Origin of the sequence: Flavobacterium pectinovorum, assembly GCF_022802975.1 — a bacterium.
Classification (GTDB): Bacteria; Bacteroidota; Bacteroidia; order Flavobacteriales; family Flavobacteriaceae; genus Flavobacterium; species Flavobacterium pectinovorum_B.
On the sequence record NZ_JAFEVZ010000003.1, the window covers coordinates 96,714 to 109,403 of the forward strand.

Genomic DNA, 12,690 nt, shown 5'->3' on the forward strand with positions numbered 1-12,690 from the left:
TATTTAAAAAACTTCACGAACTTTACGTTACTATTTCTTAGCCACAGATTAAAGGATTTAAACAGATTTTTGAAATCATTTTAATCGCTTAATCTGTGGCTATTTACTTTTAACTTTGCAAACCTTTCGAAAACCTTAGCGCACTTTGCGGTTAAATTAACTTTACTATTCAATATCAAATAGTACTTTTATAGTATAAAAGTTCGTTATTAACTTCAAATAAAGAAATTGTTTATTATTTTTACCACATAATTTAAGCAAACTATGAGTTCTAACTTTGATAAATTTCAAAAGCGCAGGTTAATTTCCTCTTATTTTTCGGTTGTATTAAGTGTATTTCTGGTGTTATTTCTTTTGGGAGTATTAGGATTATTCATCATTAATTCTAAAAAACTGGCCAATGATTTTAAAGAAAAAATCGCTATGACGGTATTCTTTAAAAACGAAGCAACTGACAGTGTTACCAAAGCATTTGACACCGAATTAAAAAGAGCTCGTTTTGCAAAATCATACGTTTACGTTACCAAAGAAAAAGCCGCTAAAGAACATACCGATATTATCGGAGAAGACTTCCTTACGTTTTTGGGAGAAAACCCTTTATTGAATTCTTACGATATTCATTTAAAAGCAGATTATGTTGAAAGAGACAGCATTGTTAAAATTGAAAGTAATCTGCGTAAAAACACCATGATCGAAGATATTGTTTATGACAAACAATTGGTAAATTTAGTAAACGACAATATCAAAAAAGTAAGTATGTGGATTTTGATTATCAGCGGTTTCCTTGCGGTCATTGCGGTTTTATTAATCAACAGTTCCTTACGTTTGTCTATCCATTCTAACCGATTTATCATCAAGACCATGCAGATGGTAGGGGCTACAAAAGCCTTCATTCGTAAACCGTTTGTAATGCGCAGTGTAAAACTTGGAATGTTAGGTGCCGGATTGGCAATAGTTGCACTGATCGCACTTTTACTTTATGTAGAAAACAACTTCCCGGGATTAGGAATCATGGAAGACAAAGCTTTAATTGGTTTGGTATTATTAGCCGTTTTCGGATTAGGAGTTTTGATTACCTGGGTAAGCACACACTTTGCAACACAGCGTTTCCTGAATTTAAGAACCGATGATCTTTATTAATTTTAGATTTTAAAACAAAAACCCTTCGACTCCGCTCAGGGTGACAAAATATACAGATGAAAAACAATATTAAAGAAGAACAGCAATTTCAGCCACAAAAACAGGAATTCCTTTTTGAAGGCATTAACTACAAAATTCTTTTAATCGGAATTGGCGTTATCGTATTGGGCTTTATTTTAATGTCTGGTGGAGGAAGTGACAATCCGAATGTTTTTAATGAAGAAATTTTTAGTTTTAGACGTATCAGACTGGCTCCAACAGCTGTTTTAATTGGTTTTGGAATTACAATTTATTCTATCTTCAAAAAAACTAAATAGACATTTTTAGACTTCTTAGATTAATCTCTTCAAAAGTCTAATATCTTAAGAAGTCTAACGATCTAAAAATCTAATTAAATGAATATATTACAAGCAATTCTTATTGCAATAGTCGAAGGACTCACAGAATACCTGCCTGTTTCTTCTACAGCACACATGATTTTTACAAGTTCCTTTTTTGGAATACAGGAAGACGATTTTGTAAAATTATTTCAGGTTTCCATTCAGTTTGGAGCTATTTTGGCCGTTGTAGTTTTATATTGGAAGAAGTTTTTTGATTTTAGTAAAATCAACTTCTACATCAAATTAGCCTGTGCTGTTATTCCGGCTTTGATTTTAGGAAAATTATTTGATGATAAAATCGATGCTATTTTAGGAAACCCTATCCCAATCGCGATTGTTTTGATTTTAGGCGGAATCGTTTTGCTTTTTATAGACAAGCAATTCAAAAATCCAACTATTGTTAACGAAGAAGATATCACCATCAAAAAAGCCGTAACCATTGGTTTTTGGCAATGTTTAGCGATGATGCCCGGAACAAGCCGTTCTGCAGCTTCAATAATTGGAGGAATGCAACAAGGATTAGACAGACAGACAGCTGCTGAATTTTCGTTTTTCTTAGCGGTTCCAACAATGCTCGCAGTTACAACCTATTCGTTGTTATTAAAAACTTATGAAGTTTCTCAATTGAAAGGTTACGAATTATTGACACAATCACCAGAGAATCTGAAATTATTTTTGATTGGAAATGTAATTGCCTTTATAGTAGCCATTATTGCGATAAAATCTTTCATCGGAATCATAAAAAAATACGGTTTTAAGCCATGGGGATATTACAGAATTATCGCTGGAATTCTTTTATTGACTTATTTCTCATTAAATAAATAATTTTGAAAACTCCCGAAGAATATTTAGACGGACAAGTTTTACTGATAGACAAACCTTTAAAATGGAGTTCGTTTCAGGCAGTCAACAAATTAAAATACCTTTTAATTAATAAAGTCGGGCTTCCAAAAAAGTTTAAAATTGGACATGCCGGGACTTTAGATCCTTTGGCAACCGGATTATTATTAATCTGTACCGGAAAATTTACCAAAAGAATTTCTGAACTTCAGGGTCAGGCAAAAGAATACACCGGAACATTTTATATTGGAGCCACTACTCCATCGTATGATCTGGAAACAGAAATTAACGAAACGTTTTCAACTTCTCATATTGATGAAACTTTGATTCACGAAACCGTAAAACAGTTTTTAGGCGAAATCGATCAAAAACCACCTATTTTTTCAGCCATCAAAAAAGATGGTGTTCGCTTATACGAGCACGCTCGTGCGGGAGAAACTGTAGAAATTACAAGTAGAAAAACAACCATTCACGAATTTGAAATTACCCGAATTGCATTACCCGAAATTGATTTTAGAGTGGTTTGCAGCAAAGGAACTTATATTCGTTCGCTAGCTTTTGATTTTGGAAAAGCTATGGACTCAGGTTCGCATTTAACAGTTTTACGCCGTACCAAAATTGGTAATTATGATGTACAAAATGCAATTGATATTACTTTGTTTGAGGAAAGCCTGAATTTGAATAAATAAAAAAAGCACATTACAAAACAAGACAGTAGTAATGTGCCTGTACCAGCCTCGCAGAAAATAATGTTATTTCATACTTGAGGAATTAATAATGAGATATATTTTTTCCTCCAAATAGAAATCTTGAAAAAAAATCGTAAAATCTTTCGAATAACTTTTTCATAACAGTGTATTTTTAATTATTAAACAAACACCAATAAAAAGAGTAAATCAGAAAATAAATAATAGAAGTGGGATTGCCTTACTAAGGTACAAAATTTTAAATTACAAAAAATAATTTTAACGTATTTTTACTACTAAAAATCTTGTTTTCAACTCATTAACGAAACAACAACGCTTTTTAACGATATATCAATATAAAAATCATAATCGATTGTACTGTATATTCTCCAAAATTTGTACTAATTCCTCCTGAACCGAAATTCCTTTATCTGCCAAATACCATAATTGCAAATCGGTTTTGATTTTTTCATCAACAACACCAAAATCTCTTTTATAATTTGCCATCAATTCTGCAGCACCTTTTGGTCTTGGTCCCCAATGAGTTCTTACAATTCCGGCTTCTTTACAAATCACAATAACTTTTGGAATTGCTCTTCCGCCGTTTGTTAAATATTGACTCATTAATTCATCATTTTCATCACGAAGTACAATTCTGAGGTCAATTTTTTTATCTGATGCCAATGCCATTTTATTTAATATTGGAAGTATTTGGGCAGCATCTCCACACCAGCCTTCAGAAATTACCAGCCAAATATAATGGTTCTCTAAATTTTGCAGTTTCGAAATTACATCTTCAGAAATTTTGATGGTTTTCTCCAGCCGATTCATTCTCGCTTCATTCAAACGGGAATAATGAGTCAAACTTTCAGATTGTTCATCACCTGTTGATTTTCCTTCTGATAATAAATCGGTAACTAATTTTCGATATTCAGTATAAGAATGACTATTGAATAATGCTCTGGCTACAATACTTTTCATGTTTATTTCGTTTTGATACCATAAAATTACTCTTTTTAAAAAGATGCACGAATGACTTTTATCACATTTCAATGAAATAAATCCTGAAAATCAGTTGAAATTTAATTTAGAAAAGAAATAATTAATTTTTTAAAACACTATTTTAAAAAAACAGAATATGTCTATATTTGCACAAACAAACGCAACACACATGAAATATAAAAGAATTCTTCTAAAACTTAGTGGCGAGGCCTTAATGGGAGACTTACAGTACGGAATTGACCCAAAAAGATTAGCCGAATATGCAGATGAAATTAAGCAAATTCACAATAAAGGAGTAGAAATTGCTATTGTTATTGGAGGAGGAAATATTTTTAGAGGAGTTGCCGGGGCAAGTTCAGGTATGGACAGAGTACAAGGCGATTACATGGGAATGCTTGCTACTGTTATAAACGGAATGGCTTTGCAGGGTGCTCTTGAAGACAAAGGAATGAAAACCCGCTTGCAGACTGCTTTGAAAATGGAATCTATTGCAGAACCTTATATTAAAAGAAGAGCTGACCGTCATCTTGAAAAAGGAAGAATTGTAATTTTTGGAGCCGGAACCGGAAACCCTTATTTTACTACTGATACAGCTGCCGTTTTAAGAGGAATCGAAATCAATGCTGACGTTATCCTAAAAGGAACCCGTGTAGATGGTGTTTACGATTGTGATCCTGAAAAAAATGCTTCGGCAGTAAAATTTGATTTTATTTCGTTTGATGATGTCATCAAAAAAGGATTGAACGTAATGGATACAACTGCCTTTACTTTAAGCCAGGAAAACAAATTACCAATCGTTGTTTTCGATATGAACAAAATTGGTAACTTATTAAAAATTTGCGACGGAGAAAACATCGGGACTGTAGTAAATATTTAGACCACATAGATTGTTAGAATTTTAGACTAATTTAGATTTTTCTTAATTCTAATAATCTTAAAAATACAATTAGTCAGTAAATTATAAAGAATCTGTTTTTATAATCTACTCATCTAAAAAAATCTAAAAATCTAAAAAAATGACTGAAGAAATAGATTTCATATTAGAAAGTACTGAAGAATCAATGAATGGTACGATTGCGCATTTAGAAAAAGAATTTCTAAATATTCGTGCAGGAAAAGCTTCTCCGGCCATGCTTGGAGGTGTTTTTGTTGATTATTATGGTGCTGCTACACCTCTTTCTCAGGTATCTAAAATTAGTGTGCCTGATGCAAGAACAATTACTTTGCAGCCTTTCGAAAAAAACATGTTATCCGTAATCGAAAAAGCAATTTTAATTGCCAATATTGGTTTCAATCCAATGAATAATGGTGATGTAATTATTATCAGCGTTCCGCCTTTGACAGAAGAGCGCCGTAGAGATTTAGCAAAACAAGCCAAATCTGAGGCCGAAGATGCTAAAATTGGTATCCGTAACTCACGTAAAGATGCTAATACCGATATTAAAAAATTAGAAAAAGAAGGAACATCTGAAGACATTTGCAAATCTGCCGAAGAAGAAGTTCAGAACTTAACAAATAGTTACATCAAAAAAATAGATGAATTATTGGCTGTTAAAGAGGCTGAAATCATGAAAGTGTAACTTATTTGACATAAAATTAAGAATCCGTTTGGTTAAAATTATACCAGACGGATTTTTTTATTATTATTTTTGCATACCAAAATTCATTTCCTTTGGTTTCAAAACCATAACACGCTGTATGAAACTATTCTGTTTATTTACTTTGTTTTTTACGCTTACTTTACAGGCGCAATTTCAAATAAACGGAATTGTAAACGACAAAAAAAACAAACCACTGCCGTTTGCTACAATTATAACTTCAGACAATAATAACACTATTACTGATGTTGATGGGAAATTCACCCTTTCGCCAAGGGTAAAAATTACTTCTTTTACGGTTTCTTACATTGGCTTTCAAACTAAAATTATTACCGTTGCAGACAATAAAAAGTTTTATTCAATTTCGCTTCAGCAGACAACTGACAATCTCAAAGAAGTTGTCATTTCAAATGAAAATCCTGCATTAACTATTTTAAGAAAGGTTATTGCCAATAAAAACAATAACAATCCTCAAAAAAAATTAAACAGTTTTGAGTATAAAACATATAACAAACTGATTGTAACAGCTAATCCGGATTCCATTAAAGGCAGGATTGACTCGTCTGCATCATACAAGGATTTAAAGAAAAAAAGAATCAATATTGATTCTTCCGACTATAAATTTAAAGAGATTATAAGCAAGCAGCACTTATTTCAAACTGAGAAAGTATCACAATATCAATTCGGGAACAAAAAACTCAAAGAGACCATTCTGGGAACAAAAATGGCCGGTTTTAAACAACCGATCTACGAAATTATTGCTTTTAATTTACAGTCTATTTCTATTTATGATTCGAAGTACGAACTTTTTGAAACCAAATACAACAACCCTGTTTCTAATGATGCCTTAAAAGATTACAATTATAAATTATTGGATACCGTTGTTATTAAAGGCCGAAATACTTTTATGATTTATTTTAAAAATAAGGAAAGAAAAAGAGCATCGGGTTTAGAAGGTGTTTTATATATAGATCAGGAAAATTATGCCATTGCAAAGGCTATAATGCGTATAAAAGGCTTACTTGATATTAGCGGAATTCATGAATTTGAATATGTTCCCGAAGAAAAAATATGGTTTCCGGGCAATACTTCTTTCAAAATTGTAAAAGGAAAAAATGATGATGATATTAATTTTTTAGGAGGAACGATTCAGTTTGACGGAGATGCTGAAGATGCTTTTACTACCCGAAAAAAGAGCGCCTCAGATTTTACTTATTTACTTTCAGAAAGCAATAATTTCGACATTCATTATAACACAACCGTTCCAATAAAAGATCCGTCGCTTTATATCGAAATTCAGGAAGATGCCAATAAAAAAACCGATACATTCTGGAACAAATATCGCAAGGATACTTTAGACTTAAAAGGCCAGAAAACCTATTTGTTACTCGATAGTATTTCAGTAAAAAAGAGAATTGAGAATCGTTTACGCTTTGGAAGAAAAATCATAAATGGTTATATCCCGCTTGGCCCGGTAGATTTTGATTTAAAAAAGCTCATTAGTTATAATAATTATGAAGGTTTTAGACTGGGTCTTGGAGGTATTACAAACGATGCTTTTTCTAAAAATTTCAGAATTGAAGGATATTCAGCATACGGCACAAAAGATGGAAACTTTAAATATAGTTTAGGTTCCGGTGTGCAAATTGGAAAAACGACCAACACCTGGTTAAATGCTTCTTACACCGAAGATGTTCGGGAAATTGCGAGTACCTTTTTTGCTGTTGACAAACGTGTGTTTAAAATCTATGATCCCCGCCCAATCAATATCAGTACTTTTTATAAATATATTAGTTGGAAAGCCAATCTTCAGTCAAAAATAATTCCGAAGACAGAAGGTATTTTTGAATTATCCCGTACTTATGTCGAACCTAAATTTGATTATCTGTTTAATGTAGACGGAAAATTGTACTCAAGTTATATTATGACGACTGCTATGGTCTCTCTCGTTTGGGCACCATTTAGTGATTTCATGCAGACGCCAACCGGCAGAACAGAATCTGACAAACGGTTCCCAAGGTTTACTTTTCAATACACACAATCTTTACCGAATGTATTGGAAAATGATTTTAATTTTGGCAAAATAGATTTTAAAACCGAGTACGAAAAGAAATATTTAGACGGTCAAAAAACCAGTCTTTTATTGCAGGGAGGCTACGCTATGGGCGATGTACCAATAACCCATTTATACAACACCATGCCTAATAACCTCAACAAGGAAACTATCATTCAGCGTATTACTTTTTCAGGAAGAAACAGTTTTGAAACGATGTTTTTTAATGAATTTTTCTCCAGCGAATATCTTTTTTTTCAGATAAAACATGGTTTCAACAGAGTGAAAATTCTCAAAAAAGTTCGCCCTTCACTAGTATTGGTTACCAGAATGGCCTGGGGAAATATGGAAAAACCGGAACAGCATGTTGGACCAACGTACAAAACCCTCGACAAAGGTTTCTTTGAATCCGGAATTGAGTTAAACAAAATCTATAAAGGCTTTGGTTTAGGAGGATTTTACCGTTACGGCCCTAATCAATTGGCTAAATTCGAAGATAATATCGCGGTTAAGATTTCTTATGTATTGGATTTAGGATTGTAAAAGATTTAAATCTCAATCATTTTTAAATTCCAAATTCCAAGTCTAATATGTCATCCGAGGAAAGAGGACACGAGATAGCAAACTGGCGAAACAATCTCGATTGTCGGTTTTTATTACGAATAATGGATTGAGATCCATCTCTACAATATAAACTATTCTCCGGGACATCCATAATAAAAATTCCAAATTCCAATTTTATAGGATTGGAATTTGGAATTTAAATATTGAAATTTAAAAAACTATGGTTTCAAAATCAAAACCGAAGGCGTGTTATTCAGCCAAATACTTTGAGATTCGATTAATTTTTTCCAGCTGTCTAAACTTATAATCATTAAATCCTGAGTTTCTAAAAACTCCTTTTTAATCGTTCTTTCCTGCATAATCATAATATGGTTTGGTGCAATCTGTTCAATCGAACGAATATTTTCCTGCATGTTTCGGGTACTTTTTACCTCTCCACTGGCATCCAGAACTGTAATTTGCGAACCATTATTGTTGATTAACTTTCTTGCATAATCAATCAGGAAAGAATCTTCTTCACTAAAAATAGGCATAAAAATCCGATCGACTTCTTCCAGATCTTTATCAATAAAAATTCCGACCGGCATTTTTGTTTTGGCAATGATATGACGTGTTCTTTCATCAAAAGGAGAGTTTTCGAACAAACCTTCTTTTCCTGTAAACTTATCAATCAAACGATCCGGGTTAACAATTCTGGTCGTAAAACCAAGAATTTTCCCAAGTAAAGTTCCATCAAAAATAGATTGTCCAAGACCTACAAGCAGTAAATCATATTCGCCCTGATTGGCAGTGTCTATAATATCAGTATCAATATCATTTGTTACTTTAAAAACACTTACCATATTTTGATTCAAGCGCTCTGATTCTTCGATAACCGGCATTAGCATTTTTCGCTCATGGTCTTTGACATCAAAAGAATGAATTTCGGTACTTAATGACAAATGCATTGCTGTTACAATCGAATTATCAGATTGTTTTTTAACTAAACTATGGGCAATCTGAAGCAATTTCTTTCCTTTTTCGGGGGTTGCAAACGAAAGCAGGATTTTGTACTTGCTTTTATTGCCAATTTCCTGTGGAACTACCGTTGGTTTATCCTTAAAAATATAGCCTATAAAATCCAGTGCGGGACCTGTCATAAAAGTGGTAACCAAAGCCATAATGACCATCATGGTAAAAATCTCAGTTGATAAAACACCCAGATCATATCCAATATTTAAAACGACCAATTCCATCAATCCCCGTGTGTTCATTAAGGCACCAATCGCTAAACTGTCTTTCCAGTTTTGCCCTACAAATTTGGCAGCCAAAGCACTTCCAAAGAATTTACCAACAACTGCAACTGCAATAATTACAGCGGTAACTTTCCATAAATACGGATCATTAAGCAACCCAATCTGAGTACGTAAACCTGTAAACACGAAAAATAAAGGCAATAAGACAATGATAGAAACATCTTCGACTTTTTCGATAAAAATATTTCTGAATTTATTGTTCTCCGGCATAATAGCTCCTGCTAAAAACGCACCAAATAAAGCGTGGATTCCGATTAATTCTGAAGCGTAAGAAGAAAATAAAAGTGTTATAAAAAAAATAGCAACTACCGGTTTGTTCAGACTTTCTCGGGTTGAATTTAAATCTCCAACACGTTTCAGGAACGGACGAACTATTTTCAGCATTACGATAACGTACAAAATCGCCAGCCCAATAACATATAAAGCGCTCGTAAACGAACCTGCTTTTACAATTGCAATTACAACCGCCAGAATACACCAGGCCGTAATATCATCGGCAGCTGCGCAAGTTATGGCAATGGTTCCGAGCTTTGTTTTTTGCATGCCGCGTTCCTGAACGATTCTTGCCAAAACCGGGAAAGCCGTTATACTCATAGCGATTCCCATGAACAATCCGAAAGAGGAAAATTCTACTCCTTCAGGCGCAAAAGCCCCATAAATAAAATAAGCTAAACTTAATCCTAAAGCAAACGGAATCACAATACTGGCATGACTGATTACCACAGATTCGTGCGCTTTATTTTTAAGTACTTTCAAATCCAGTTCCATACCAATCACAAACATAAAAAGTATCAAACCTATCTGACTTAAAAATTGCAGATTCCCTAAAGACTCTGTTGGAAATAAAGCAGCTGAAAACTCCGGAAAATACATCCCGACTAAAGATGGCCCCAAAACAATTCCGGCAATCATTTCGCCAATTACAGAAGGCTGACCAATTTTTCTGAAAACCCATCCAAACAAACGTGCGGCCAAAATAATGGTTACGATCTGAGCCAGTAAAATAGCCAGGGGATGCTGAAGGTTTTCAATCATAGAATGTAAAAAGTCATTCCAATGATTGCTTTCTATTTTTTTATGAATGATTCCACGTCCTGCTTCAAGTGAAGCCCCTTTAGAAATTACCCAATATATCAAAGCAGTAAAACCTCCAATGACAGTAACGTAGAATAAAGAATTTTTAATATTATTCATAATCCGTATTTTAAATTATGGGGCAAATATCAGCACTGAAAAGATAGTGAAAAAGTAAATTTACAGCTAATTTACAATGTATGTAACAAGTCGGAAAAACTTTGTAATAAGTTAGATTTTGACCTTTTTTAAAAAATCGGAACGATAGGTTTCACTTAAAATTAAGGTAGTATTTTTATTATTTTCTTCAAGATGATGCAATACAATTTCGTTATGATTGAAGAATTTTATCGCTTTTACCGCCACAATTTCTTTTTTATTGATTCGGCAAAAATCAGTTTCAGGCAGTTCATTTAAAAGTATATCAAATTTAACATTTTTTAAATTCAGAGAACTTCCATCTGTCAAAAGAACCGTTTTATCGCGGCTGTCACTTATAGCGGTTTTGACATACTGAATCTGATTGAAATACAACAAGGTTTTTCCTCTATCTGTATTTAACTGGATAAACTTTTTAGCTGTTTCAGGCTTACTAAATCGCTCAAAAGCTTTTGAGATTGCTTTTTGCAAACGTTCTAACTTTACCGGTTTTGTGATATAATCTACCGCATCAATATTAAAAGCATCGGCAGCATAATCTTTATAAGCCGTACAAAAAATCACGAGTTTATCCTGGATCATTTCTGCCAGATGCAAACCGTCAATTCCGGGCATTTCGATATCTGATATTAATAAATCAAATTCGAGGTCCGAAATTTCGGCCAATAGTTTTTCAGGATTATTAAAAGTTTTTACGATTTCTACTTCGGGAATTTGTTCACAAAGCATTTTCAGGTACGTTAATCCGGGTAACTCATCGTCCAGAAGCAAGCATTTCAGTTTTGTATCCAAGTAAATCTATTTTTAGATGAGCAATATAAATATCGTTTTCTGTAAACCTGTCGAGTTTGAAGTTGTTTTTGTAAATAATTCTTAAGCGGTGCTCTAAAGTTGTATTTCCTAAACCGCTTCGTTCCTTTTTTAGTACTTTTTTATCCGAAATTTTGTTGGAAACCGTCATAAAAAAAGCATTGTCTTTAAACTCAAAAACTACCGAAATAAAGGCATCAGCACTTTGCAGGTCTGCATGTTTAAACGCATTTTCAATTAAATCAATTGAAATTAACGGTGCCAGTAAAGGCTGTTCGTATAATTTATCTTCTTTATTGATATTGGTTTTGATCTTCAGCTCAAAAAGCGGACTGATTTTAATTTTATTAATTTCGATCAGGTTCAGTGCAAAATCAATTTCTTCTTTGGCGGTAACAAATTTCTTTTTGCTTTCGTACAAAATATAATCCAGCACATTGGCCAGTTTGTCCAAAGCAAAATAAGTCTGATAAGCGTGCGACTGAATGGAGTTGAGAATATTCTTAAACAAATGCGGATTCAGTTTAGACTCTAAAGTTTCCAGCTGCAGATCGTTTACTTTTCTTTCAAGAGCGTAAAAGCTTTCTTCGGCATCTTCCTTAGCTTTTTTAGATTGCATTAATTGATACACCATAAAACCAATGATGACAATCAGCAATAAAATTATGGCTAAAAAAATAAAAGTGATCGTGTTGCTTTCCTGCATTTTAATTTATTCTTTACTATAGCTTAAATATTTTTTTTAATGGCTGGAAACGAATTTTAATCCAATAATCGAAGCAATCAGGGTTGAAAGAAAAAATATCCTCCAGAAAGTTGCCGGTTCTTTAAAGATCAATATTCCAACTAAAACAGTTCCAACAGCTCCAATTCCTGTCCAGACAGCATAAGCGGTTCCTATTGGCAATACTTGTGTGGCTTTATAAAGCAGAATCATACTGATCGAAAGACAGACAAAAAAACCAGCCATCCAATAGGTCGATACGATTCCGGTTGTTTCTTTGGCCTTGCCTAAACACGATGCAAAACCTACTTCAAAAAGCCCCGCAATAATCAATAAAATCCAATTCATTTTTTTATTCCTTTAAA

At 33.3% G+C, this 12,690-nt stretch carries 12 protein-coding genes; 7 read left to right on the forward strand and 5 right to left on the reverse strand.

Translation table 11 applies throughout. The features are described 5' to 3' along the window. Positions 1-264: 264 nt before the first annotated feature. The 4 genes from FLV_RS05365 (at position 265) to truB (ending at position 3,049) form a co-directional block, all read left to right on the forward strand. Entirely contained in the window at positions 265-1,140 is an 876-nt protein-coding gene (locus tag FLV_RS05365; protein WP_243231629.1) for a cell division protein FtsX, read from the forward strand. 56 nt (positions 1,141-1,196) lie between these two features. Continuing rightward, complete coding sequence (locus FLV_RS05370) at positions 1,197-1,457, forward strand: DUF3098 domain-containing protein (RefSeq protein ID WP_243231631.1); 261 nt, start codon at positions 1,197-1,199, stop codon at positions 1,455-1,457. Between the two features lie 78 nt (positions 1,458-1,535). After that, positions 1,536-2,345 (forward strand): undecaprenyl-diphosphate phosphatase, encoded by an 810-nt coding sequence (locus FLV_RS05375; protein ID WP_243231632.1) that lies wholly within the window; start codon positions 1,536-1,538, stop codon positions 2,343-2,345. A 2-nt stretch (positions 2,346-2,347) separates the two neighbouring features. Continuing rightward, on the forward strand, positions 2,348-3,049 hold the full coding sequence (gene truB, locus FLV_RS05380) for a tRNA pseudouridine(55) synthase TruB (protein WP_262916403.1): 702 nt from the start codon (positions 2,348-2,350) through the stop codon (positions 3,047-3,049). Between the two features lie 360 nt (positions 3,050-3,409). Here truB and FLV_RS05385 read toward each other — a convergent pair whose 3' ends face one another. Beyond that, entirely contained in the window at positions 3,410-4,027 is a 618-nt protein-coding gene (locus FLV_RS05385) for a thioredoxin family protein (RefSeq protein ID WP_243231634.1), read from the reverse strand. A gap of 190 nt (positions 4,028-4,217) precedes the next feature. Here FLV_RS05385 and pyrH point away from each other — a divergent pair, with 190 nt between their 5' ends. The 3 genes from pyrH (at position 4,218) to FLV_RS05400 (ending at position 8,242) form a co-directional block, all read left to right on the forward strand. Continuing rightward, a complete protein-coding gene (gene pyrH / locus FLV_RS05390; protein WP_243232230.1) occupies positions 4,218-4,925 on the forward strand; it encodes a UMP kinase in 708 nt (235 codons plus the stop codon). 139 nt (positions 4,926-5,064) lie between these two features. Continuing rightward, entirely contained in the window at positions 5,065-5,628 is a 564-nt protein-coding gene (gene frr / locus FLV_RS05395; RefSeq protein WP_243231636.1) for a ribosome recycling factor, read from the forward strand. Between the two features lie 118 nt (positions 5,629-5,746). Beyond that, positions 5,747-8,242: a DUF5686 family protein gene (locus tag FLV_RS05400; protein ID WP_243231637.1), complete on the forward strand. Its 2,496-nt coding sequence runs from the start codon at positions 5,747-5,749 to the stop codon at positions 8,240-8,242. A gap of 239 nt (positions 8,243-8,481) precedes the next feature. On the opposite strand, the gene FLV_RS05405 is transcribed toward FLV_RS05400, so the two are convergent. From FLV_RS05405 to FLV_RS05420, 4 genes are all read right to left on the reverse strand, one after another. Next, complete coding sequence (locus FLV_RS05405; protein ID WP_243231640.1) at positions 8,482-10,752, reverse strand: cation:proton antiporter; 2,271 nt, start codon at positions 10,750-10,752, stop codon at positions 8,482-8,484. Positions 10,753-10,863: 111 nt separating this feature from the next. Beyond that, positions 10,864-11,583 carry a LytR/AlgR family response regulator transcription factor gene (locus tag FLV_RS05410; RefSeq protein WP_243231642.1) on the reverse strand — a complete coding sequence of 240 codons (720 nt, stop codon included), beginning with the start codon at positions 11,581-11,583 and terminating at the stop codon, positions 10,864-10,866. Further along, complete coding sequence (locus FLV_RS05415; RefSeq protein ID WP_243231643.1) at positions 11,546-12,307, reverse strand: sensor histidine kinase; 762 nt, start codon at positions 12,305-12,307, stop codon at positions 11,546-11,548. Before FLV_RS05415 ends, FLV_RS05410 begins: the two co-directional genes overlap by 38 nt. Positions 12,308-12,343: 36 nt before the next feature. Next, positions 12,344-12,673: a DMT family transporter gene (locus FLV_RS05420; protein WP_163395336.1), complete on the reverse strand. Its 330-nt coding sequence runs from the start codon at positions 12,671-12,673 to the stop codon at positions 12,344-12,346. Positions 12,674-12,690 lie beyond the last annotated feature (17 nt).

What these genes read in the sequence shown, in the direction of transcription:
- FLV_RS05385 (WP_243231634.1), bottom strand. Translation starts at nt 4,027, where the DNA reads ATGAAAAGTATTGTAGCCAGAGCATTATTCAATAGTCATTCTTATACT.
- FLV_RS05400 (WP_243231637.1), top strand. Translation starts at nt 5,747, where the DNA reads ATGAAACTATTCTGTTTATTTACTTTGTTTTTTACGCTTACTTTACAG.
- FLV_RS05415 (WP_243231643.1), bottom strand. Translation starts at nt 12,307, where the DNA reads ATGCAGGAAAGCAACACGATCACTTTTATTTTTTTAGCCATAATTTTA.
- FLV_RS05370 (WP_243231631.1), top strand. Translation starts at nt 1,197, where the DNA reads ATGAAAAACAATATTAAAGAAGAACAGCAATTTCAGCCACAAAAACAG.
- pyrH (WP_243232230.1), top strand. Translation starts at nt 4,218, where the DNA reads ATGAAATATAAAAGAATTCTTCTAAAACTTAGTGGCGAGGCCTTAATG.
- frr (WP_243231636.1), top strand. Translation starts at nt 5,065, where the DNA reads ATGACTGAAGAAATAGATTTCATATTAGAAAGTACTGAAGAATCAATG.
- FLV_RS05420 (WP_163395336.1), bottom strand. Translation starts at nt 12,673, where the DNA reads ATGAATTGGATTTTATTGATTATTGCGGGGCTTTTTGAAGTAGGTTTT.
- FLV_RS05405 (WP_243231640.1), bottom strand. Translation starts at nt 10,752, where the DNA reads ATGAATAATATTAAAAATTCTTTATTCTACGTTACTGTCATTGGAGGT.
- FLV_RS05365 (WP_243231629.1), top strand. Translation starts at nt 265, where the DNA reads ATGAGTTCTAACTTTGATAAATTTCAAAAGCGCAGGTTAATTTCCTCT.
- FLV_RS05375 (WP_243231632.1), top strand. Translation starts at nt 1,536, where the DNA reads ATGAATATATTACAAGCAATTCTTATTGCAATAGTCGAAGGACTCACA.